At 33.3% G+C, this 25,132-nt stretch carries 19 protein-coding genes; 17 read left to right on the forward strand and 2 right to left on the reverse strand.

The genetic code is table 11. The features are described 5' to 3' along the window. Positions 1–20 precede the first annotated feature (20 nt). The 14 genes from WAX78_RS10450 to WAX78_RS10515 all read left to right on the forward strand — a co-directional run bounded on the left by WAX78_RS10450 (position 21) and on the right by WAX78_RS10515 (position 17,818). Complete coding sequence (locus WAX78_RS10450) at positions 21–1,238, forward strand: glycosyltransferase family 4 protein (RefSeq protein ID WP_336482210.1); 1,218 nt, start codon at positions 21–23, stop codon at positions 1,236–1,238. Then, positions 1,225–2,262, forward strand: coding sequence for a polysaccharide biosynthesis protein (locus tag WAX78_RS10455; protein ID WP_336482211.1), 1,038 nt, complete (start codon positions 1,225–1,227; stop codon positions 2,260–2,262). The genes WAX78_RS10450 and WAX78_RS10455 overlap by 14 nt, the downstream gene beginning before the upstream one ends. A gap of 16 nt (positions 2,263–2,278) precedes the next feature. Beyond that, positions 2,279–3,388, forward strand: a complete 1,110-nt coding sequence (locus tag WAX78_RS10460) for a capsular polysaccharide biosynthesis protein CapF (protein WP_336482212.1) — start codon at positions 2,279–2,281, stop codon at positions 3,386–3,388. Positions 3,389–3,391: 3 nt separating this feature from the next. Continuing rightward, positions 3,392–4,516: a non-hydrolyzing UDP-N-acetylglucosamine 2-epimerase gene (gene wecB / locus WAX78_RS10465; RefSeq protein WP_336482213.1), complete on the forward strand. Its 1,125-nt coding sequence runs from the start codon at positions 3,392–3,394 to the stop codon at positions 4,514–4,516. Beyond that, positions 4,516–5,718, forward strand: a complete 1,203-nt coding sequence (locus WAX78_RS10470) for a glycosyltransferase (RefSeq protein ID WP_336482214.1) — start codon at positions 4,516–4,518, stop codon at positions 5,716–5,718. The genes wecB and WAX78_RS10470 overlap by 1 nt, the downstream gene beginning before the upstream one ends. A gap of 16 nt (positions 5,719–5,734) precedes the next feature. Continuing rightward, positions 5,735–6,847 (forward strand): glycosyltransferase, encoded by a 1,113-nt coding sequence (locus WAX78_RS10475; RefSeq protein WP_336482215.1) that lies wholly within the window; start codon positions 5,735–5,737, stop codon positions 6,845–6,847. A 752-nt stretch (positions 6,848–7,599) separates the two neighbouring features. Continuing rightward, a complete protein-coding gene (gene wzy, locus WAX78_RS10480; RefSeq protein ID WP_336482216.1) occupies positions 7,600–9,081 on the forward strand; it encodes an O-antigen polysaccharide polymerase Wzy in 1,482 nt (493 codons plus the stop codon). Next, on the forward strand, positions 9,062–10,144 hold the full coding sequence (locus tag WAX78_RS10485; RefSeq protein ID WP_336482217.1) for a glycosyltransferase: 1,083 nt from the start codon (positions 9,062–9,064) through the stop codon (positions 10,142–10,144). The genes wzy and WAX78_RS10485 overlap by 20 nt, the downstream gene beginning before the upstream one ends. 765 nt (positions 10,145–10,909) lie before the next feature. Further along, on the forward strand, positions 10,910–11,995 hold the full coding sequence (locus tag WAX78_RS10490; RefSeq protein WP_336482218.1) for a polysaccharide pyruvyl transferase family protein: 1,086 nt from the start codon (positions 10,910–10,912) through the stop codon (positions 11,993–11,995). Between the two features lie 83 nt (positions 11,996–12,078). Then, entirely contained in the window at positions 12,079–13,605 is a 1,527-nt protein-coding gene (locus tag WAX78_RS10495; protein WP_336482219.1) for an oligosaccharide flippase family protein, read from the forward strand. A 284-nt stretch (positions 13,606–13,889) separates the two neighbouring features. Next, positions 13,890–14,918 (forward strand): UDP-glucose 4-epimerase GalE, encoded by a 1,029-nt coding sequence (galE, locus tag WAX78_RS10500; protein WP_336482511.1) that lies wholly within the window; start codon positions 13,890–13,892, stop codon positions 14,916–14,918. A gap of 107 nt (positions 14,919–15,025) precedes the next feature. Further along, entirely contained in the window at positions 15,026–15,982 is a 957-nt protein-coding gene (locus WAX78_RS10505) for an NAD-dependent epimerase/dehydratase family protein (RefSeq protein ID WP_336482220.1), read from the forward strand. Between the two features lie 16 nt (positions 15,983–15,998). Further along, entirely contained in the window at positions 15,999–16,910 is a 912-nt protein-coding gene (gene tagU / locus WAX78_RS10510) for a polyisoprenyl-teichoic acid--peptidoglycan teichoic acid transferase TagU (protein ID WP_461781923.1), read from the forward strand. Positions 16,911–17,008: 98 nt separating this feature from the next. Next, positions 17,009–17,818: an SGNH/GDSL hydrolase family protein gene (locus WAX78_RS10515; RefSeq protein WP_336482221.1), complete on the forward strand. Its 810-nt coding sequence runs from the start codon at positions 17,009–17,011 to the stop codon at positions 17,816–17,818. Positions 17,819–17,934: 116 nt separating this feature from the next. Here WAX78_RS10515 and WAX78_RS10520 read toward each other — a convergent pair whose 3' ends face one another. Then, positions 17,935–20,454 (reverse strand): N-acetylmuramoyl-L-alanine amidase family protein, encoded by a 2,520-nt coding sequence (locus WAX78_RS10520; RefSeq protein ID WP_336482222.1) that lies wholly within the window; start codon positions 20,452–20,454, stop codon positions 17,935–17,937. Positions 20,455–20,666: 212 nt separating this feature from the next. Here WAX78_RS10520 and WAX78_RS10525 point away from each other — a divergent pair, with 212 nt between their 5' ends. Genes WAX78_RS10525 through WAX78_RS10535 form a run of 3 tightly spaced genes read left to right on the forward strand, consistent with a single transcriptional unit; the run spans position 20,667 to position 24,196 of the window. Continuing rightward, entirely contained in the window at positions 20,667–22,517 is a 1,851-nt protein-coding gene (locus tag WAX78_RS10525; protein WP_336482223.1) for an NTP transferase domain-containing protein, read from the forward strand. 15 nt (positions 22,518–22,532) lie between these two features. Further along, the gene (locus tag WAX78_RS10530) at positions 22,533–23,507 is read left to right on the forward strand and encodes a DMT family transporter (protein WP_336482224.1); all 975 of its coding nucleotides are present in this window, start codon (positions 22,533–22,535) and stop codon (positions 23,505–23,507) included. Further along, entirely contained in the window at positions 23,504–24,196 is a 693-nt protein-coding gene (locus WAX78_RS10535) for a sugar phosphate nucleotidyltransferase (RefSeq protein ID WP_336482225.1), read from the forward strand. Before WAX78_RS10530 ends, WAX78_RS10535 begins: the two co-directional genes overlap by 4 nt. A 36-nt stretch (positions 24,197–24,232) precedes the next feature. On the opposite strand, the gene WAX78_RS10540 is transcribed toward WAX78_RS10535, so the two are convergent. Further along, positions 24,233–24,994 carry a LicD family protein gene (locus tag WAX78_RS10540; protein WP_336482226.1) on the reverse strand — a complete coding sequence of 254 codons (762 nt, stop codon included), beginning with the start codon at positions 24,992–24,994 and terminating at the stop codon, positions 24,233–24,235. Between the last annotated feature and the right edge of the window lie 138 nt (positions 24,995–25,132).

Genomic DNA, 25,132 nt, shown 5'->3' on the forward strand with positions numbered 1-25,132 from the left:
AGTTTAGGAGTAGAATAATAATGAAAATACTTGTAGTTTGTCAATATTTCTTCCCTGAACAGTTTAGAGTTAATGATATATGTTCTGAGCTAGTAAAAGAAGGACATGAAGTAACTGTTCTAACGGGGCTTCCTAACTATCCTAGTGGAATTGTAGATGAAAAATATAAAGCATTTAAAAATAGAAGAGAAGAAATAAATGGAGTTACAGTAATACGCTCCTGGCTCCTTGGAAGAGGGGAAGGGACTAAAAGGTTAGCTTTAAATTATGTTAGTTTTGCAGTATCTTCTACATTAAAAGCTATGTTTATAAAGAAAGATTTTGATCTCATTTTAGTATATCAACTTTCACCTGTAACAATGGCTTTGCCAGGTATTTTATTGAAAAAATTAACAAAAAAACCTCTGGTATTATACTGTCATGATTTATGGCCTGAGAGTATTGCTTCTGCCGGCATTTCATCAGATAGTAAAATATATAGCATTTTATTAAAAATAAGCAAATGGATTTATAAGAGTGCAGATGAAATATTTACAAGTTCTAAGCTATTTGAAGAATATTTTAAAAACACATTAGATATTCATGATAACATTACTCATCTTCCAGTTTACGCAGAAGCATTATTTGAAAATATTAAACCTATTGATAAGAGTAATGATGTTATAAACTTAGTGTTTGCTGGAAATATAGGAGAAATGCAAAGTGTAGAGACAATCATCTACGCTGCAAATGAGCTTAAAAAAGATCAATATATAAAGTTTCATATTGTAGGAGACGGCTCTTCACGTGAAAAGTGTGAAGAATTAACCAATCAGTTGAAACTTGATAATGTTATATTCCACGGGCAACACCCTATCACAGAAATGCCAAGGTTCTATGAAATGGCAGATGCTTTTTTAATTACGTTAAAAGCAAATAAAGTCATATCATATACATTACCTAATAAAGTTCAATCCTATATGGCAGCAGGGAAGCCAATTATAGGGTCAATAGATGGTGAAACTCAAATTGTTATAAATGATGCAAATTGTGGATTATGTACTTCAGCGGAAAATTATAAAGAACTCGCTGATAATATAAGGAAGTTTGCTAAGGAAAAAGAAAAACATTCTTTATATGGTCAAAATGCAAGAAATTACTATGATAGTAACTTCTCTAAACAGATATATATGGAGAGATTGAATAATTTGCTAACAAAAATTATTTCAGATGGGGATGTTAAATATGTTCAAGGATAAAACTTTACTAATCACTGGTGGAACAGGTTCTTTCGGTAATGCAGTTATGAAAAGATTCCTAGATACTGATATAAAAGAAATTCGTATTTTCTCACGCGATGAAAAAAAGCAAGATGATATGAGAAAACTTTATAAAAATAATAAACTGAAATTTTATCTTGGGGATGTAAGGGACCTAGCAAGTGTTAAAAATGCTATGCATGGTGTTGATTATATCTTCCATGCTGCTGCATTGAAACAAGTTCCGTCATGTGAATTTTTTCCTCTTGAAGCCGTAAAGACTAATATTTTAGGAACGGATAATGTACTTACTGCTGCTATCGAATATAGTGTTAAAAAAGTAATTTGTTTATCCACGGATAAAGCAGCTTACCCAATTAATGCAATGGGAATTTCAAAAGCAATGATGGAAAAAGTTTTTGTTGCAAAAGCAAAAACAGTATCTCCAGAAAGAACTCTTATTTGTGGTACAAGATATGGCAATGTAATGGCCTCACGTGGATCAGTTATCCCATTATTTATTGAACAAATTAAAACTGGACAGCCTTTGACGGTAACAGATCCTAATATGACAAGATTTCTTATGAGTTTAGAAGAGGCAGTGGAATTAGTTGTGTTTGCTTTTCAAAATGCTGAGGCAGGAGATATTATGGTTCAAAAATCTCCAGCAAGTACAATTGGTGATCTTGCCCAAGCTATAAAGGAACTGTTTAATACTGAGAATGAAATTAAAGTAATTGGAACGCGTCACGGAGAAAAACGCTATGAAACACTTCTTACTAAAGAGGAATATGTAGTTGCAGAAGATTTAGGCGGCTTCTTTAGGGTTCCTGCTGATCAAAGAGATCTTAACTATGATAAGTATTTTGCAGAGGGGGATGAAAAGCTCACTACTGTAGAAGAATATAATTCGGATAACACACAAATCCTTAATATAGAACAAATTAAAGAGAGATTACTAGAATTGGATTATGTTCGAAAAGAACTTGAGGAATGGAATAAAAATATTTATGTAACGAATTAAAGGATGGTAATAATTCATGAATATTCTTGTTACAGGTGCAAAAGGTTTTCTGGGGAAAAACCTTGTCGCGGAACTTAGAAATAGAGGATATAACAATATATTTGAGTTTACTAAAGAAAGTGATCCTACATTGCTTGATAAATATACAAAAGAATGTGATTTTGTCTTTCATTTAGCTGGTGTAAACAGACCAAAGGATGAAAAGGAATTTATGGAAGGCAATGTTGGATTTACATCTCAGTTACTAGCATTATTAAAAAAGCATGATAATAAAGCTCCCGTACTTATTACTTCATCTATTCAGGCAGAAAAGGATAATCCTTATGGAAGAAGTAAAAAGGAAGGGGAGGAGTTATTATTCAATTATTACAAAGAAACTGATGTAAAAGTTTATGTATATAGACTTTCAAACCTATTTGGGAAATGGAGTAAACCTAACTATAATACTGTGGTGGCTACATTTTGTCACAATATAGCCAGGGGCTTGGATATCCAAATAAATAATCCAGATGCAGAACTTAATCTTTGTTATATAGATGATGTGCTGGAGGAGTTTTTAAGGGCTTTAGAGCATAAACCGACTATGCAGGATGATTACTGTGTTGTGCCTGTGACACATACAATTAAACTTGGAGAATTAGCTAATCTTATAAAAAGCTTTAAAGAAAGCAGGGCAAATTTAAGTATTCCAAATATGGAAAATGCTCTAACTAAGAAACTTTATAGTACTTATTTAAGCTTTTTACCGGAAGATCAATTCTCTTATGACCTTAAAATGAATAGCGATCATAGAGGAGCATTTACAGAGTTTATTAGAACATCTGAAAGAGGGCAAGTTTCTATAAATGTATCAAAGCCGGGGATTACAAAAGGAAATCATTGGCATCATACTAAAAATGAAAAGTTTCTAGTAGTGAGTGGCGAGGGTTTAATTCGATTTAGAAAAATAGACTCAGACGATATTATTGAATATAGAGTAAGTGGGGAAAAGTTACAGGTTGTAGATATACCTACTGGATATACTCACTCAATTGTAAATATAGGAGAAAATGATTTAGTAACGGTAATGTGGGCAAATGAATGTTTTGATCCTGAAAAGCCGGATACTTATTTCTTGGAGGTTTAGCTTATGAAGAAATTAAAAGTAATGACAGTCGTTGGTACTAGACCGGAGATTATAAGATTGTCGGCTGTAATTAATAAATTAGAAGAATCAAGCGCAATAGAACATATACTTGTTCATACGGGTCAAAATTATGATTATGAATTAAATGAAGTATTTTTTAAAGACTTTAATTTAAAAAAACCAGATTACTTTCTTAATGCAGCTACCGGAACTGCAGTAGAGACTATTGGTAACATTTTAGTTAAAATAGATCCTATTATGGAAGAAGTAAAACCAGATGCATTTTTAGTACTGGGAGATACGAATAGTTGTTTGTGTGCTATTGCTGCAAAGAGAAGACATATTCCGATTTTCCATATGGAAGCAGGAAATAGATGCTTTGATCAAAGGGTGCCTGAAGAAACTAATAGAAAAATTGTTGACCATACAGCTGATATTAATTTAACTTACAGTGATATCGCAAGGGAATATCTCCTCAGAGAAGGTTTCCCAGCAGATAGAATTATTAAAACAGGAAGCCCGATGTTTGAAGTTCTCAACTCAAGAAAAAATGATATTGAGGAATCAGATGTATTAGAAAGATTGGGGCTTGAAGAAGAAAAATATTTTGTAGTGTCAGCCCACCGAGAAGAAAACATTAATTCAGAAGTTAATTTTCTAGATTTAGTAGATAGCTTAAACGCGATTGCAGAAAAATACAATATGCCTGTAATTGTAAGTACACACCCTAGAACTAAAAATATGATTGATGCTAAAGGGATAGAGTTTAATCCATTAGTAAAAACGCTGAAACCTCTAGGATTTAATGATTATGTAAAACTTCAAATTAAATCTAAAGCAGTTCTTAGTGATAGTGGAACGATTAGTGAAGAATCTTCTATTCTTGGGCTTAGGGCACTTAATATCAGACAAGCTCATGAAAGACCAGAAGCAATGGAAGAAGCATCAGTGATGATGGTGGGCTTGAAGAAGGAAAGAATTTTGCAAGGACTTGAAATATTAGAAACACAGGATAAAAACACGTTAAGACTTGTTGGAGATTATAGCATGCCTAATGTTTCAGATAAAGTACTTAGAATTATATTATCATATACAGATTATGTTAATAGAGTAGTGTGGAGTAAGTAATGAAAGTATTACAAATTAATTCTGTTTGTGGTATTGGTAGTACTGGACGAATTGCTACTGACATTGATAAAATTCTCAAAAGTCAAGGTCATGAAAGTTATATAGCTTTCGGAAGAGGGAATGCAAGGGATTGTGATACGACAATAAAAATTGGAAACCAAATTGATAATTATATGCATGTTGCTAAAACTAGATTGTTAGATAAACATGGCTTTGGCTCAAAAAAATCTACCCAAGAGTTTATCAATAAAATCGAAGTGTTAAATCCTGATATTATACATTTACATAATATTCATGGATATTATATAAATGTGGAATTATTATTTGAATATCTAAAGAAGGTAAATAAGCCTGTTGTTTGGACTCTACATGATTGTTGGGCTTTTACAGGACATTGTTCGCATTTCGATTATGTTAATTGTAGTAGGTGGGAAACAGGTTGTTATAGTTGCTCGCAAAAGAAAAATTATCCATCAAGTATCTTTATTGACAACTCAGATAATAATTACCTGAAGAAAAAAGATATATTTATGGGAGTTAAAAATATGACTATTGTGACTCCTTCAAAATGGCTTGCAAGATTAGTAAAAAAATCTTTTTTGAGCGAATATCCTACTAAAGTAATAAATAATGGTATAGATTTGGAAGTCTTTAAACCTACGGAAAGCAAATTTAGAGAGAAGTATAATCTGAAAAACAAGTTTATTATATTAGGGGTGGCAAGTATTTGGGAAGAAAGAAAGGGTTATGAATATTTTATCGAATTATCTAAAAACATAAAAATAGATGAGGCAATAGTTTTGGTAGGATTAACAGATAAACAAATAAAAAATCTACCCAATAATATCATAGGGATAAGTAGAACAAATAGTGTAAGAGAATTGGCAGAGATTTATTCAACAGCAGATGCTTTTGTAAACCCTACCTTAGAGGATAATTTTCCGACCACAAATTTGGAGGCATTAGCATGTGGTACCCCAATTATTACATTTAATACGGGTGGTAGTATAGAATGCATTGACAAGAGTTGTGGACTTATTGTTGAAAAAGGAAATTTAAACGAATTAATAAATACAATAGAAAAAGTAAAAAAGAAAGGGAAATTAAGTTACTCACAACAATGTATCCAACGTGCAAAGAACTTGTATGATAAAAAAGATAGATTTAATGAGTATGTGCAAGTTTATATAAAAACATTATAGAATGAGGTACTATATTATGAAAAAAGTACTGTTTTTAATTTATCAATTAGTTGGGGGAGGTGCGGAAAAGGTAATGGTTGACATTGTTAACCATATGGATAAAACCCAGTATGATATTACAGTAATGACTGTTATTGACTGCACAAAAGATAAACATCTTCTTCATGATGAAATAAAGTATAGATATATTTTTAAAGATTTTTTAAAGTGCGATAGATTATTCTTCAAGCTTATGAAATCAGCAACACCACAATTTCTACATTCATTGTTTATAAAAGAAAAGTATGATATTGAAATATCAGCTTTAGAGGGAATTCCATCGAAAATTATAAGTGGAAACAATAGTATGGAAACCAAAAAAATATCAATAATACATGCAGATTCTGAGAATATAGCATGGCCATCAGGAAGATATAAAAATTTTAAGCAAGAAGAAGATAGTTATAATAGTTTTGATAAATTGATTTTTGTATCAAAAAATACCAAAAAAAACTTTGTAAATAAATTTAATATAGATGAAAATAAAACAGTGGTAATTCATAATCCTTTTGATATAAACCATATAATTAAAAAATCCCAAGAAGAGGTAACAGATTATAAACAAGAAGAGGGGTTTTTATTTATTTCAGTTGGAAGGCTAGAAAAAGTGAAGGGGTTTAATAGGTTAATAGAGGCTTTTAATGAAGTATATAAAACTTATCCTAAAATTAAGTTATTAATTATAGGAGAAGGAAGTGAAAAAGACAATTTAAGTAAACAAATCAGAGAATTTAAACTTGAAAATAATATAGAGCTGTTGGGATATAGAGAGAATCCTTATAAGTATATTAATTTATGTGATTCTTACATTTGTTCTTCATTATCAGAGGGATTAAGTTCATCAGTTATAGAAGCAATGATTATAAATAAACCTATAGTAACAACAGATTGTGGCGGCATGGATGAAATATTGTTAGATAATAAATGTGGTTTAATTGCATCAAATAACATCAATGGTATTATTTATGGCATGAAGGAAATTCTAAAAAATGATAATTCTTTATTAATGAAAATGAAGATTGAACAGAAGCGTAGAATAAAAGAATTTTCTTTCGAAAAATATTTTAGTGAATTAGAAAAGTATATTTAGGTATATAAAAATTGAAATTTGTAGGGGATTTGAAATGTTGCATGTGTGAATTATGAAGACAAGATTATGATTTATAATTTTGTTTTAAAGACCTTTTTTGTGTGAACGCGTGGGTTAATAAGAATTTTTACCTTAGGAAAATTTTTTTATTAGTAATTAGGGTGTCATCACATCCTTAGATATGTACCTTACATGTAGGTTAGTCTAATTGAAATAGTTCCAGTATTATTACTAATTATTTTCATTTTATTAGTGAAACACAATGTTTTTTCTGAGAAGACGTTAACGTGTAGTTTGAAGAGTTATTAGTGGAATTTTGTTAGTTGTTAATTTAAATATTCTAAAGTATTTGAAATTTATCAAATAAAATTAAGAAAGGAGGGTATTTACAAACTAATAATATAGGAAAAATAATGATGTAGTACAATGGAATTTGGTAGATCTAATCCAATTAATCCCTACTTTTATTTGTTAATAGAGTGACAAAGAAGAAACATAATTACCAAATATTACCTTAACTATTTATTATGTATTAAAAGAAAGATTTTAAAAAAATAATTAGAGAGAAATAAAGGGAATGAGAAAATGTTTATTTATAAAAAATAAGAGCCAAAAGTTCTCTCATAATTAGTTAATACGGGTAAAATCTTTGTTTGAGTGCATAAAAATTTACATAAACTTAAGTAATAAAGGTCATGATTGTATTTTAGAGTAAAAATATACTAAGGAATTTTAAGCTGAGGAGTTTTTATATGAAAGAAGCAATAAAAAATAACTTTATATATTCTAAAAAGAACCCCTATATAAATATTGTTTTGATTTTATCTAATGTTATTTTAAATACCGTGATGTTGTTCTTAGCAGTGTCTATAAAGTACATGACATTTGAACATTGGCTTTTTCCTTTTGCTGTTTTGTCTTTAATTCAGTTATGTATGAATTTAATAACTGTAAGCAAGTTAGAAAAAAGCTTTTTTTCTCTAACTACCTTATTTCTAATTTTTTCTTATATTACTCATTTAGGGATTGTTGTGATATTTGGTTTTGGAATTGATATAGAGTTACCTTGGAATCCATTATTATCGATAACAGAAGATACTTTTAAAGAAGCTTGTTACTTTACGGTTCTTTGTCACTCATTTTTAACTTTTGGAATGTGTATTGTTCTATATAGAAGAAAAACTTATAATTCGCCTAAATGTGAAGTAAACTCTAGTAAGGAGCAGCATCGACAACTGTATTTATCAAGAATTATAGGGAGTATACTTATTCTTATAGGAATATTACCCATGCTGTATATTGATATTAGCCGTGTTATTTTATATGTCAATGGGAACTACCTTGATACTTATAAAGTGGGTGTAAGTGGGTTTGTTGTTACTATGAGTAGATTTACTGAAATAGGGGCAATAATGCTATTAATTGGTAATCGGGAAAATAAAAAAAGAGCATATTTGATTTTGTTAATAATTGTAATGTATCAAGCTATGATTATTTTTACGGGTAATCGTGGTAGACCTATTATGTATCTAATAACGATATTTTTTGTATATTCTAAGTTTATAAAAAAGATAGGGCTCAAACAATTTATTAGTACATCTATTATAGGCTATATTTTAGGTTATTTATTAACATTTATTGGGCAACTTCGCATGTTGTCTATTAATGATATTGGCACGTACGTGGAACTGTTTAAAAAAGGATTTACCGAATTTTCTATTTTTAAATTATTGGCTGAGTTCGGAACCACTATTATAACTTTAGGACATTCGCTAGTTCTTTTTCCAACTGTAAGTCCATTTCAACTTGGAACTAATTATTTGGCATCTTTACTTACTGTTTTTCCAAATATAGGTGGTATTCTTGATCCTTTAATTGATAAAACGATTTATGTGTATAACATGCCGTCATACGCTAGGCAATTTTTAGGAGGATCATATTTAGGAGAACTTTATTATAGCTTTGGAAAATATAGCTTTATTTTTGCTATATTGATAGGTATGCTGGTCGCATTTATTTCTAATAAAATAAAGAAACATATTACTCAACATCATTATGTAGCATTAGCAATATATTTAGTATTATTTCCTGATTTATTATGGTGGATAAGAGGTTATTTTGTTGACATGGTTAGGGAATTTGTATGGATATCAGTGGCTATTTTAATTTTATATAATTATTTCAGTAGAAAAATAAACAAGAGAGATTTTGGAGGTGAAAAACAAAGTGTATGATAAGCTGGTCAGTATAATTGTTCCTGTGTATAACGCAGAACAGTATTTACGTAAATGCATAAATAGCCTTCTAAATCAAAGTTACAAAAATATTGAAATTATTCTCGTTAATGACGGCTCAACTGATAATAGTGGTAAAATATGTGATGAATATGCTTTGGAAAATGAAAAAGTAAAAGTGATACATCAAAAAAATTCAGGCCCATCAATTACAAGGAATGTTGGGATTGATGCTGCGAATGGAGTATATATTCAGTTTGTTGATTCTGATGATTATATAGAACCTAATATGACTGAAGAGATGGTTAACAATATGAATGAGCAGGTTGAACTAGTTATCTGTTCATATAGATCGTTTTTTTTGTTAGAAGGAAATAATAATATACGAAATCATACATGCCCTATAAATGGGAAGTACAGTTACTCCGAATTTATGCAATGCTTTGGAGAATTATTTAGAAATACCTTTATTAATCAACTTTGGAATAAGTTATATGTTACTGAATTAATAAAAAATAATAATTTAAGGTTTAAAGAAAATTTGAATATGGGTGAAGATTTATTGTTTAATCTTGAATATATAAAGGAATGTAATTATATCAGCAGTACGGATAAATATCTTTATAATTATTTAATAATTAGTAATAGTTCACTTACAGTTAGTTTCAAAGAAAACCTATTTGAAATCGAACAAATGTTGTTTAATAGGATAAAAGAATTTCTAATAGAAAGCAATTATTATGATGGGAAGAACAAAGAGTTAGTTAAAATTGGTTATGCAGAAAGCTGTATTAATTGTTTAGAGCACCTGTTTCATATGAATAGTAACCTTTCATCGGCACTTAAAAAAGAACAGATAAGTAATATTATTAATGATAATTTTACGAGAGAAAATATTAGTTATTTTAGAAATGGTAATATCCAACAAAGGTTTATTGGATTGTGGGTTTATCTTAAATCAATTGAAGGTATTTATCTATTTTTTAAAATAAAAACTGTGTTGAGGAGTAAAGTAGGACTAATATTTAAGCTGCTCAAAAAGATAAATAAGATTGGAAACTAAATAACTTTTTGTTAGCATTACGCAGAAAATTATTAGTTATAGAAAATACATAAGCTTATTATTTTGATAGTACCAATCTATAACGCTGAAAAGTATTTAAATTGTACAATGATTTTATGAAAATATTGGATTTTTTAATTAACGATGACCTCCTTTTAATCCCAAAATGACTTGTTACCTTAAGGAGTAATTCCTTATATTTAGAGTAACAAGTGCTGGGATATTTTTTATGAACAGCAACATGTATCTAAAGAAATTGATAAGTAGAAGATGGCGTGGAAAAAATATGAGTTTATGTGGATTTTTGTAATTAGAAATGTGAAGGATATAAAGAGAATCCCAACGTAATATCATCAGGATATTTTTCGTCATTTATTGAAGTGAAACAGTTGGAAGGAATACAGAAATAGAAAGAGTATTGATCTCTGAAATGCCAGTTGAGCAAGGTATAGCTAGAAAATAGATTAAACAAATGGCTTTGTCTATGAGATGAGAAGACTAACATTTACCTTGTAGGGAGAGCACAGCCTATCGTGAGCTCATTGTGCAAGAAGTTATTGAAATTTACGTATGAAAATTCGGGAGGTAGGTTATCTAATTGCTTTTGCAATAGAAACAAAGTAATTTGCGGTTATTCTGAGGATATGTATAATTTTAGCAAAGAGTATTTTAATTCAGAGAGGATAACTTAAAAGTGTCATAATGACATTAAATTATGAATTCCTCTATATGTAACTGTAAAGAGCTAGAGAAAGGGCTAAAAGGATGAAAAAAGTAATGGTTTACGCCTATACACACCATAATTTAGGCGATGATTTGTTTATTAAGATACTTTGTGAAAGGTATCCAAAGGTAAAATTTATTCTATATGCTCCAAACAGATATAAATCTTGTTTTAAAAATATAAAAAACATAAGTATTATTCCTAGTGATTTATTAATTTTTAGAGGTATTAATTACATTTTTAGGAAATTGAAAGTTAATCGTTTTTTTGTTCGTGAACTTATAGCAAATAAATGTGATGCAATGGTTTATATCGGAGGTTCTTTATTTATTCAAGGAGAAGATTGGAAAGAAGGAATAGAGAATGTAAAAAGTATGCAGATTAAAAGTAAACCCTTTTTTCTTTTGGGAGCAAATTTTGGGCCTTTTAAAGAAAAAGAATTTTATCTAGCATATAAGGAAATTTTTAAAGGATATACGGATGTATGTTTTAGAGAGAAATATTCATATGATATGTTTAATGACTTAAATAACGTTAGGATGGCAGATGACATTATATTTCAGTTGGAAAGAGAAGGGTCCCAACAACCCAAAAATAGCATTGTAATTTCAGTTATAAAGCCATCAATTAGAAAGCATCTGAAAAACTATGATGAGATTTATTATGAAAAAATTAAGGATATTGCAACATATTTTATTGAAAAAGGGTATGAGATTACCCTTATGTCTTTTTGCGAATCTGAAGGAGATTTAGAAGCTGTTGAAAAAATAATGAACCGAATTCCTAAGGAATATTTAAGTAATGTAACTACGTATTTATATGAATTAAATATTAGAGAAGCCTTAAGCATTATAGAAAAGTCAAGCTTCGTTGTAGCGACTAGATTCCATTCTATGATTCTAGGATGGGTATATAATAAACCTGTATTTCCTATTGTTTATAGTGAAAAAATGACCAATGTTATGAGGGATGTCGATTTTAAAGGGGCATATACAGAGTTTAATAATATCGATTCTCTGAATCCAGAAGAAGTTTTTAAGAGTATGGAAACGAATTTAATAGATGTTTCTAATCAAATAGATAATGCCAAAAGGCATTTTGAAAAGTTGGATGAATACTTGTTATAATATGAAAGGGAAACATTTAAAAACAAGCTAGTAAAAAAATTTTTGATATCATGCAGTTTAAATGTTTATCACTGGAGTTAACTATGAAAATAAATCAATTGAAATTCGGAATTTACTTGTCATATATATCACTTTTTGTTACTAATATCACGAATTTAATTCTCACCCCTTTCATTATACGAAATCTAGGACAGTCAGAATATGGATTATACATGCTTATAGGTGCATTTGTAGGATATATAGCTGTTCTTGATTTTGGATTAAGCAATACTACTATTAGATTTGTAGCAAAATATCGTGTAGAAAATGATAAAAAAGGAGAAGAAAACTTTCTATTTTCGACTTTTATTTTGTATTCAATTATATCGTTAATAGTTCTGGTAGTAGGTTTTGTAATGTTTATTAACCTGGATAATATCTTTAGAAATTCTCTGACATTAGGAGAGATTCAGATAGCAAAGGTAATGTTCATTATTTTGGTTATTAATCTTGCATTGACATTACCAATGAACTTATTTACAGGAATTATAACAGCATATGAAAAGTTTGTTTTCCCTCGTGTACTAACTATCTCCAGGATGTTGGTAAGAACAATTGTTATTTTAATATTATTGTCATTAGGATATAAAGCAATAGCAATTGTAACAGTAGATGCAATTCTTAATCTTTTGATGATGTTAATAAGTATAGCGTATGTTTTTTTGAAATTGAATGTCCGAATTCGGTTTCATGGTATTGATAAATCTATTTTTAAAGAAATCTTCTCATATTCTTTTTTAATATTTATTAGTGTCATTGTTGATCAATTTTATTGGAAAATTGGTCATTTAGTTCTTGGAGTCATATCTAGTACAAGTGAAGTAGCAATCTTTGCAATCGGTATGGTAGTTGCGCAATATTTTATAACTTTTTCAACAGCAATTTCAGGGGTGTTTCTTCCTAAAATAACAAAAATGGTGGTTAATAAAGCCTCGAGTGAAGAATTGACAGATTTGCTAATTAAAACAGGTCGTTTACAGTTCGTAATATTAGGACTTGTTCTAGGTGGCTTTATATTGTTTGGAAGGAAATTTATTTTATTATGGGCTGGTCCTGGTTATGGATACTCTTGGATAATAGCGCTGTTAGTTATGATACCTCTTTTAGTGGTTCTAACTCAAACTATTGGAATCTCTATATTGCAAAGTAAAAATATGCATGGGTTCAGAGCGATAGCATATCTTTGTATTTCAATTGTTAATCTATTTATAAGTATCTATTTAGCAAAATTATATGGTTCCGTCGGAGCTGCAGTAGGTACAACATTATCATTGATTTTTGGTAATATAGTAGCAATGAATATTTATTATCATGTTAAGGTAGGGCTAAACATTCCGAGGTTTTATAAGGAGTTATTAAGCGGCTTGCTAATATCATTGATTAGTTCAATTGCTGTAGGAGCGGTGCTATTATTAATTCCAAGTAGCTCGTGGATAATATTGGTTATACAATGTGTATTATATGGCATAATATATTTGCTTATTATGTGGTTATTTGGAATGAATAATTATGAAAAGCAATTGTTTTTAAATGAATTTAGAAATATAAAGCGAGTAAATAATGTTATATGACTTCATATTATAAATAAAAGAATCAGAGGTCACGAATTATTTCAGCGGTTTTAAATGAAAATCCAATTAGAAGTGAAGGATGTATGATTTGAAAAAACTGGGAAATCTATTTGGAGAGAAAAAGAAGCTAATTTTCTACTATAAATGTAGGGGTTAGCTTTTTTATTTTTTAATTAGTATTCTTTTAATCTTCAGATTAACTTGGAGCAATTTTAATAAGAAAGTTTTTAATTTTAGGAGTGATTATCTACTCGGTTAGTTTAATAAGGGGGAAGTGATTGATTATGGCAATACTCGTAACAGGTGGAGCAGGATATATAGGTAGCCACACATGCATAGAATTATTAAATAGTGGCTATGAGATTATAGTGGTCGATAACCTTTCTAATAGTTCAGTAGAGTCATTAAATAGGGTAAAAGAGATAACAGGAAAACAATTTAAATTTTATGAAGAAGACCTTCTCAATCGTCCTGCAATTGAAGTGATTTTTGCAGAGAATGATATTGATGCAGTTATCCATTTTGCTGGCCTAAAAGCTGTAGGGGAATCAGTAACAATTCCGCTTACATATTATCATAACAACGTAACAAGTACATTAGTTTTATGTGATGTGATGCAGAAACATAATGTGAAGAAAATGATTTTCAGTTCATCAGCAACGGTATACGGTGTTCCTGAAACATCACCAATTACAGAGGACTTTCCTTTAAGTGCTACAAATCCATATGGTCAAACGAAATTAATGATTGAACAGATCTTGCGCGATGTTGTTATAGCAGATTCAGAGTGGAGCATTGTGTTGCTTCGTTACTTCAATCCATTTGGTGCACACGAAAGTGGTCGTATTGGAGAAGACCCTAATGGAATTCCAAACAACTTAATGCCATATGTAACACAAGTAGCAGTTGGGAAGTTAACGGAATTAAAAGTGTTTGGTATTGATTATCCAACAAAAGACGGTACAGGTGTACGTGACTATATTCATGTTGTTGACCTTGCAAATGGACATGTGAAGGCTCTTGAAAAGGTATTACAGACAACTGGAACAGAGGCATATAATCTTGGTACAGGTAATGGCTATAGTGTGTTAGAAATGGTACAAGCGTTTGAAAAGGTGTCTGGGAAAACAATTCCTTATAAAGTTACAGAGCGAAGGCCTGGAGATGTTGCAGTATGTTTCGCAGATCCATCTAAAGCAGAAAGAGAATTAGGGTGGAAAGCAAAACGCGGACTTGAAGAAATGTGTGCAGATTCATGGAGATGGCAGACTAATAATAAGAATGGTTATAAAGAAGAACAACTTGTTAGGTGAAGTATAGCCTAATGGGTTGCTCTTCTTTTAAATAATAGGGGTATTCATGTTGTGTATTGAATGTTTAAGTATATAAAATGTGAACAGTTAGAATCGAGGTGATAAACATGATACTAATAATAGGCGGTGCAGGGTATGTAGGTAGTCACGTTGTGAAAGAATTACTCTCACAGCAACACCGTGTTGTTGTATTAGACAATTTATCGACAGGTCATCGAGTGAGTGTAAATAAACGAGCAATTTTTGAAAAGGGTGATTTTCGAAATTCAGATGATTTAGATCGTGTGTTTTCACGTTATAGTATTGAAGCTGTTATACATGCTGCGACGTACGACGTAATTGGGGTGCAGTTACTATTAAAAAAAATGCTGGTACACCAAGTGTACAATTTTATTTTTTCATCTGAGTTACCTGTGTCCGGTATGTCTTATAAAGATCAAATACAGGAAGTATATGCGCCGTATCCTTTTGTTTATCAAGGAAATTCTAGCCTGATTATCGAGCAAGTGTTAGAAGATTTTTATAAGGCATATGATTTACGTTATATATCGCTACGTTATTATAATGCAGTGGGAGCTGATGTATCAGAAGGTATTGGTGAAGATCATCAGCCGGAGACACATCTTCTACCGAGAATGTTGCTACATTTACGAGACCAAGAAGAGCAGCCCTTTCTCGTGAATCGTAGTTATGATACCGAAGACGGAACGTTCGTAAGAGAGTATCTTCATGTTATGGATGTTGCGAGAGCGCATGTAGCAGCTTTACATAGTCTTTTGCAGCATGATAAGACAAATGAACGGTATAATATAAGTAGTGAAATTGGGTTTTCTGTCATGCAATTAATAGAAAAATGCGAAATTATAACTGGTAAAAAGCTGAATATATCGTATAATAGTTCTAGTTCAACTGATTTATCTATAGTAGTATCATCAACAAATAAAATCTATCGAGAATTAGGATGGAAAGCGTTATGCTCTATTGAAGAGGCTATTCATTCTGCTTGGCTATGGCATAATCGATTCCCGAGCGGATATGAGCATACAGAATTAGTGTATAAGTAGAAAGAGGGTTAAAGAGATGAAGAAGAAAATCCTATTTTGGATTTTAGGAATTGTAGGGGTACTTGTAATAGGCGCAGGAGTTTATGCGTATAATGTATATTCTTCAGTTTCTAAAACATTAAATGAAGTTCATAAACCATTACAGCGGGATAAAGAAAAAGGAACGGAAACAACAAAGATTAATCAATCGCAGCCGGTTTCAATCTTACTATTAGGCGCAGATGAGCGTCAGGATGATAAAGGGCGTTCCGATTCATTAATGGTGATTACACTGAATCCAAAAACAAAATCAATGAAGACAGTAAGTATTCCTCGTGATACGTATACAGAGATTGTTGGTAAAGGTACAAAAGATAAAATTAACCATGCATATGCGTTTGGCGGCGTGGATATGTCTGTTGCGACAGTAGAGAAATTTTTAGATGTACCAATTAATTATTATATTGAAGTGAATATGGAAGGCTTTAAAGATATTGTTGATGCTGTCGGTGGTGTAGATGTAAATAACGATTTAGAGTTTACAGAAGGCGGTCATCATTTTGCGAAAGGTGATATTCATTTAAATGGTGATGAAGCTTTAGCATTTACCCGTATGCGTAAGCAAGATCCTCGCGGTGATTTCGGGCGTCAAATGCGTCAACGTCAAGTAATGCAAGCTGTAATCAAAAAAGGTGCACATGTATCATCTTTAGCAAACTATGGTGACGTGTTAACAGCAATTCAAAAGAACGTAAAAACAAATTTAACGCAAGATCAAATGTTTGATATGCAAAAGAACTATAAAGATTGTCTGCAAAATCAAGAAGATATTCAAATTCCTGGAGATGGTCATTTGCAAGATAAAATTTGGTACTATTTCGTATCAGATCAAGACCGTCAAAATTTATCTAATAAATTAAAGGAACACCTTGAAATAGGTAAGAAATAATTTTTCATAAACCCAACTACTCACACAGTAGTTGGGTTTATTTTTCTATGCTTTTATACTAATATTATGTAGTATGAGATGAATAATGAGGTGAATGCATGAATAAGAAAGTTTGGTTCGTGCTTTTGATTTTCGTATTATTTGTTGCTTCTGTTGTGAGTGGTAAGATGTATTGGAATAAGAAGGTTGCGAAGGCAACGCTGCAAGAGACGCAAGTGAAGGAAGCAAGTACGAAAGAGGAAGCTACGAAGAAGGAAGAGAAGAAGCCGGAGACGAAGGTATCTTTTAATGAAGCGTATGCGAAGAATTTACCGGATGCGGTGAAAGAAAAGTTGAAGAAAGCTGCTAGTGAGAAGAAGGCAGTGAATCTTGTGATTGTTGGTGATGAAGCATCATCGGCGACTGGTGCTTGGCCAGAAGCGTTTAAAGCAAGCTTAAATGCGGCTTATGGTGAAGGTCTTTGGAATGTAACGGTTCAAGAGTATAAAGGGGAAAGTACAGAAGATCTTATTGCAAAGAACCGAGCGAAAGAAATTGCGGATGTAAAGCCAGATGTTATACTATTTGAGCCGCCTTTTATTACAGATAATAAGAGGATTGGTAATGCTAATTCGGTAGCGAATACACAAAAGTTTGTAGCAACGCTACAAGAAAGTGCGAAGGATGCAACGATTATGATTCAACCGCCAAATCCAGTGTATAATGCGAAGAATTATCCGAAATTTATTACTGCTTTAAAACAGTTTGCAGAGCAAAACGGTTATACATATATCAATCATTGGGAAGTATGGCCTGATCCAACGACAAAGGACATCTTACCATATTTACAAGATGAATTTGGTTTCGCAAATGCGAAAGGCCAAGAGCTTTGGGCGCAGTATGTGACGAATTATTTTGTTGCAAAATAATAGAAAGTAGAGAAAGTCATTTTAGTAGAGCTAAAGTGGCTTTTTTCTGTAAGCAAATGAAATGTAACAGAAAAGGGTGTTTCTATTAAAGAAGCACCCTTTCCTCTATAAATCTATTATATTAATGCGCCATTTGCACTAAGTTTGTAGCCGCCAATTGTTGTGTTTGCAGCCATACGTCCATTAGTGTAGAAATAGAACCATGTACCATTGATTTGCTGCCAACTGGTTTGCATGGCACCATTTTGGTTTAAGAAGTACCAAGTACCATTGTTAAATGTCCATCCTGTCTGCATTGTACCGCTTGTATTAAAGAGATACCAAGTGCTGCCAATTTGCGCCCAACCAGTTTGCATAGTGCCGCTTTGGTTTAAGAAATACCAAGTGCCGCCAATTTGCGCCCAACCAGTTTGCATGGCTCCGCTTTGGTTTAAGAAATACCAAGCGCCGCCAATTTGCGCCCAACCAGTTTGCATAGCGCCGCTTTGGTTTAAGAAATACCAAGTACCGTTTATTTGTTGCCAGTTCGTTTGCATGATTCCTTCTTTATTGAAGAAGTACCATTGGTTATCGATGAAACTCCAATCTGTTTGCGGTGTTCCGGTTTCTGGCTTGTAGTAATGCCAATTGTTGTTGATTTTTGTCCATCCAATGTAACTTTGCTTTACGGTTACTTTGACAGGCTCGCTTTTGTTCCCCGCTTTGTCCGTCGCGATAACAGTGAGTTCTGTTTCGCCTTTTTGCGCTGGAATTTGTACGGTAAAGTTTCCGTCTTTGTCCGCAGCTGCTGATCCAATTTGTGTTGTATTTACAAAAATACTTACCACTGCATTTGGCTCTGTTTTCCCAGTTACTTCTGTTGTTTTGTCTGTAACAGCATGTACCTCTGGTTTGCTTGGAGCCGTCATGTCTTTTACAGTTACTTTCGTTTCTTCACTTGTATTGCCTGCTTGATCTGTTGCTGTTATAACTAATTCTGTTTCTGCCTTTTGAACAGGAATTGAAATTGTAAATGCCCCGTTTGAGTCTGCAGTTGTAGAGGAAAGCAGTTTTCCATCCGCATAGATTGTTACAGTAGCCCCGGCTTCAGCTATTCCCGTTACTTCTGTTGCTTCGTAAGAAACGGTGTTTACTTCGGGTTTATTTGGAGCTGTAACGTCTTGTACAATTACTTTTGTTTGCTTACTTACATTATTAGCTTTGTCTGTTGCTGTTACAAGTAATTCAGTACCAGCTGTTTGTTTTGGAATTTTGATTGTAAATGTTCCGTTTGTGTCAGCAGTTGCGGAAGCAATCGTTTTACCATTTGCTGTGATTGCAACGTTTGCTTTTGCCTCAGTTGTTCCTGTTACTTCAGTTGTTTGATCTGTGACAGTGTTTACTTTTGGTGCTGCTGGGGCAATCAAATCTTCCCCCGGTTTTGTGATTAAAAGGTCGGCATTAGATAAGTCTATGCCCCCAGACTCGGGACGGAAATCTTTATTATAGATAGATAAAGTATTATCAGCTGCATCAGTTATATAAATACTATTTATTTTCCAAACGCCAGACTCGAAATATTCATTGGTTTTGATGTATCCTACATATTTGTTAGTTCCAGAGTTGTAAGATAAGGAAACGTACTGTAATTTTTGTGCAATTGGTGATTGGTAATAAAGATATATACTTTGCACCCCAGATTCTGTATCTTCCGCTTCTATACTGACTTCAACGCTATCCCCAACCAATGCTGCATTTTTATTGACTGTTACGCTTTTAAAAGTAGGTTTGGTTGTATCAGGAGAAGTGCCACTTACTGCGAAATTACCACCAGATAAGTCCTTGCCTACAGCTGTGTCATGATAAAGATCGCTATTTGCGACAAATAAACTATTACCAGCTGTATCAGTTATAAAAATATTATCTATTTTCCAGACACCAGAACCGAAATCTTTATCTATTTTGATATATCCTATATATTTGTTAATTTCAGGGTTGTAAGATAAGTCTGCGGACTGTCCTTTTTGTGTAATTGGTGATTTGTAATAAACTTTTACACTCCCCACCCCAGATTCTGTATCTTCTGCTTCTATACTCACTTCAATAGTATCCCCAGCTATTGCTGCATTTTTATTGACTGTTACGCTTTTAAAAGTAGGTTTAGTTGTATCAGGAGAAGTACCACTTACTGTGAAATTACCACTAGATAAGTCCATGCTCCCGGACATACCGTGATAAAGATTGCTATTAAAGATGGATACAGAATTATCAGCGTTATCAAATATATTAATAATACTTATTTCCCAAGTACCAGGATGGGAATTGCTATCTACTTTGATATATCCTACATATTTGTTAGTTTCAGGATTGTAAGATAAGTGCACGGATTGTTCTTTTTGTGTAATTGGCGACATGTAACGAAGGTCGATCCATTTTATCCCGGATTCTGTATCTTCTGCTTCTACACTTACTTCAACGGTATCCCCAGCAGTAACTTCCTTTTTATTAATGGAGATTCCTTTTAAAACCGGCTTCGTCACATCCGCAGCCGCAAAAACATTTCCCGCTTGAGCAAGAAATGTTGTGAAACCTAACAGAAAAATCGTTATCCCCATAAACGTTTTTCGCATTAGTTTCTTCCAATATGTATTGTTCATGCTGTTCCTCCTTATGGTATATAAATTATCCCTCACTCATCATACAATTTTTTCATTGGCAGGTATACATAAAATCTTTATATTAAGCTTTTATGATGGTTTTTACAATCCTAATATTTCCTTTACAAAAGATTTACATAGTATCCCATCGATGATAATATAATTAATGTATTCAAAAATTGAACGCATTTTTAATGTTGGAGGCTATCGGTATGCAACATGTGTTAAATATATTAGAGATTATTAATAAAGAGCCGCAGATGAGTCAGAAGAAGATCGCGGAGCGTTGTGATATTTCGGTTGGTAAAGTGAATTATATTATGAATGATTTAACGGACAAAGAGATGATTTATAGCAAGAAGTCTGGTAAGCGTATGAGCTATTATTTGCATGAGAAAGGGATTGCGCTCCTGCAGAAGGAGCTTGCAGCGTTTCAAGGAAAGAAGATTCGCATGCATCAGCAGCAAGGTCATAAGAAAGTGACGCAAGCGGTTATTTTGGCAGCTGGGAATCGAAAAGAAATCGGGAAGCCATCTTGTTTGTTAGAGGTTGGGGAGCAAATACTTCTTGATCGTCATTTAGATGTCCTGCAAAATAACGGAATTGAAAAGGTTGTTATTGTGACAGGGTATCAGCCAGAAGCATTTGAGAACTGGGTGAATCATAGCGGTGTGCATTTCACAGAGAACCATAAGTATAAGTGGACGGGATCGATGGCGTCGCTTGCTTGTGTGAGTGAATTGATTACAGACGATTTCTTATTAATTGAAGATGATATTGTCATTGAAGAGCGCGCGATTTCACAAGTGCTGCAATACCCAGAACGTGATTGCGTATTAATTACAAGCGAGAGCGGCTCTGGTGATGAGGCGTTCGTTGAGATTCAGAACGGACATTTGTATAAGATTTCAAAGGATATCCATCAGTTAAACCGTATTGATGGCGAGATGATTGGTGTTTCGAAAATTTCTTATGATGTGTTCTCGAAGATGTTAGAGACATTTCGTCATAATAAAAACTCGTATGTGAACTATGAGTATTTACTTCTTGATGTTGCGAGAACGTATGATATCGGATATGTGAAGCTGCAAAGTGTTGTATGGGCAGAAATTGATACGAATGAGCAATATGAACATGTGCAAAATAAAGTGTACCATCAGTTGAAGCGAAAGGAAGCGGAGTTTAAAGAGAAGCAAATTAAACGTCACGTTGCAGAAGCGCTTCAAATTTCACCAGAAGAGGTGACGGATATTCAGCCATTTGGCGGGATGACAAATACAAACTTTAAAGTGCGGGCATTGGAGAAGGAGTATGTACTTCGTATTCCAGGAAGCGGCACGGAAGAGATGATTAGTCGCCATGATGAGATGGTGAACTCGAATGTAGCAAGCGAACTTGGCATTGATGCGGCGCTTCTTTACTTTAATGAAGAAACAGGCGTAAAAGTAGCAGAGTTAATTCCTAATGCGGAAACGTTAAATCCGAAAACAGCGAAGCGCAGTGATAATATGCAGTTAACAGCGGCTGTGCTAAAACAGCTACATACATCTGGTGCTGTGATGCACAATACGTTTAATGTATTTGAGAAGATGGCACATTATGAAGGTTTATTACAGAAAGTAAATGGTCGTAATTTCGATGATTATGAAGAAGTAAAGCACGCTGTGATGAAGCTAAAAGCTATGTATGAAGAGATGAATGTTACATTAACAGCTTGTCATAATGATACGGTTCCTGAGAACTTCGTGAAGAGCGGGGAAGAGAAGATTTATTTAATTGACTGGGAATACGGCGGTATGAACGATCCAATGTGGGATTTAGCAGCGCATAGTTTAGAGTGCGATTTCTCACAAGAAGAGGAAGAGTTATTTTTAGATTACTATTTTAATGGAAATGTAGAAGAAGAGCATAAGACGCGTATTTTAATGAATAAAATCTTCCAAGATTTCTTATGGAGCATTTGGACGAATATTAAAGAAGCGAAGGGTAGCGATTTCGGTACGTATGGTATCGACCGCTATAACCGTGCGAAGAAACATATACAAATCTTTTATGGAGCATAATGGAGGGGGAACATCATGGGGATAAAGCGAAGTAAAGGCGCATTTTATGGATTGTTTTCTGGGTTCGCTTGGGCTTTGGATACAGTTTTAATTGGAATTGTGTTATCATCACAATTGATGATGGCAACGGAGCAAGTGGTCTTTCTTGCACCGCTAGTCAGTACGTTTTTACATGATTTTATGTCCAGCCTTTGGATGATGCTGTATATGGCGATGAAAGGACAATTGAAGACAGCCCTTTCGAAATTGAAAACGAGAAGCGGCCGCTTCGTTATACTTGGCGCGCTTATGGGCGGACCGATTGGGATGACGTTTTATGTATTAGCTGTTAAATATATCGGTGCTTCATATACAGCAGCGATTTCGGCTGTATATCCAGCTATTGGTGCATTTTTAGCGTTTATTTTCTTGAAGGATCGCCTTCGTTTATCGAACTGGTTTGGATTGTTAATTAGTATCGTATTTATTATTATTCTTGGGTTTACTGGTGATGGATTTACGTCAGATAATTATATGTTAGGATTTATCTTTGCATTAATTTGTACCGTTGGCTGGGGCCTTGAGTGTGTCATTTGTGCATACGGTATGAAAGATGAAGAAGTATCACCAGAAGAAGCGCTGCAAATTCGTCAGCTTGTGTCAGCAACGACGTACGGTCTTGTCATTTTACCGGCATTTGGCGGTCATTTCTTAACAAAGGGAGTCATCATGAGTGCAGAGTTTATTTTAATTCTGTTCATTGCATTAGTCGGAACAGCATCATACGTGTGCTATTACAAAGCGATTCATGAAATTGGTCCAACAAGAGCGATGGCGCTAAATATTACGTATTCTGCCTGGGCAGTTGTCATTTCAATGGTAGCGCTTGGATCACCGTTTTCGTGGAAGCTTATTATTTGCTGCGTGGCGATTTTGATCGGATCAATCTTAACGGTAGCAAATCCAGATGAATTTATTAAATCAAAGAAATATCGAGGTGAAACAGCATGAGAGCGATTCTTTTAGCTGCTGGCATGGGGACGCGCCTGCGTCCATTAACATTAACAACGCCAAAGTCGCTAGTAGAGGTGAACGGAAAACCGATGCTAGAGAGACAAATTGAGTATTTACAAGAAAAAGGCGTAGAAGAAATTATTGTTGTAACAGGTTATTTAGCAGAGAAGTTCGATTATCTTGTGGAGAAATATAACGTCAAGCTTGTGCATAATGATAAGTACGATGTGTACAATAACATTTATACGATGTACTTAGTACGTGACTATTTAGCGGATGCATATGTGATGGATGCAGATGTGTATTTACATCGCAATATCTTTATTGAAAACCCAGAGTCATCTTTATACTTTAGTGCGAAGAAGAGTGACTTCCATAATGAATGGATTATTAAGCACGATAAAGATCGCAAAGTATATGACATTGAAATTGGCGATGGTGATAATGATTACATCTTATGTGGTATTTCCTATTGGTCAGAAGAAGACGGTGCATATATTGTGAAGAAATTAGAGGAAGTAGTTACGCACGGTGATTTCAGCGAGCTGTACTGGGATAATATCGTGAAAGATAATATTCAAAGCTTAAATGTTCATTTATACAAAATTGGCAGCAACGACAGCTTTGAAATTGATTCTGTGCAGGATTTAGAGAAGGTAGAAGAAGCGATTGCTTGTTTAGTATAGGAAAGAAAAGCCGGTTTCTCACAAGGAGAAATCGGCTTATTTTGTGTTTTCTTCTGTAAATTGTAAGTTCCCCATATGAATGCGGCGCTCGCTTTCTGCTGGCGGCTTCATATAATCACCATACAACAGTGTTAAGTACTGATGCGTATCGCTTGGTACTTGGAACCATTTTTCTTCAAAGATTCCTTTTTGAAGCGGGAAGATTTTATCCACTTCAAAATAGGCCCAGCCAAAGAATGGTGTTTCTACGCCGTATGTGACGATGTTGGATTTCTTAGTGAATTTCGCATATATTTTTTGAACTTGCATGTTGTTAATTGTGCGGCAGATGAAGTCTTTGACGCCGTTTATTTTCATTGGATATTCAAGTCGCGCTAAGCGATGAACAAGCTTTTGAACTTTACTCGTTTCATGTACGTAATCAAACGGGAAAATATCAATGGAAAGTCCTTTTCGCTTCACGCCGTCCCAATCAATCCATTCAAATCCATCTAAATAAATAAGTTTCAGCCAGTTATGCTTTCCTTGCGTGTTTTCTTCTACGGTTTCTACTTTGAACGGCTCAGGCAAGTTTGCAGCAACAACGTTCACAAAGCGTTCATAGTCTTCGCGCAGCATAGCGATATCTGCATCATCGTCCCAAGGGATAAATCCTTTATGTCTTGCTGATCCAAGCAGCGTACCGTCTGTCAGCCAGTACGGAATTTGATGTGCTTCGCAAATATCGTGAAGCGCGACCATCATCTCAAGCATGAGACCTTGAGCTTGTTTCAGCGGATCTTTTTCAACTGTATTCAACCTATGTCCCTCCATTATCCGAAAGCTCTCTCTCTATATGTTTCGACAAAAATCTAGTTTATATCTATAAGAAGTGTAACGCAAATGTAAATTCTTGTGCAATAGAAAGAAGAAATTGCAGATTTTTGTGTTATTTTG

It is taken from the genome of Bacillus yunxiaonensis (assembly GCF_037104695.1).
Lineage (GTDB): Bacteria > Bacillota > Bacilli > Bacillales > Bacillaceae_G > Bacillus_A > Bacillus_A yunxiaonensis.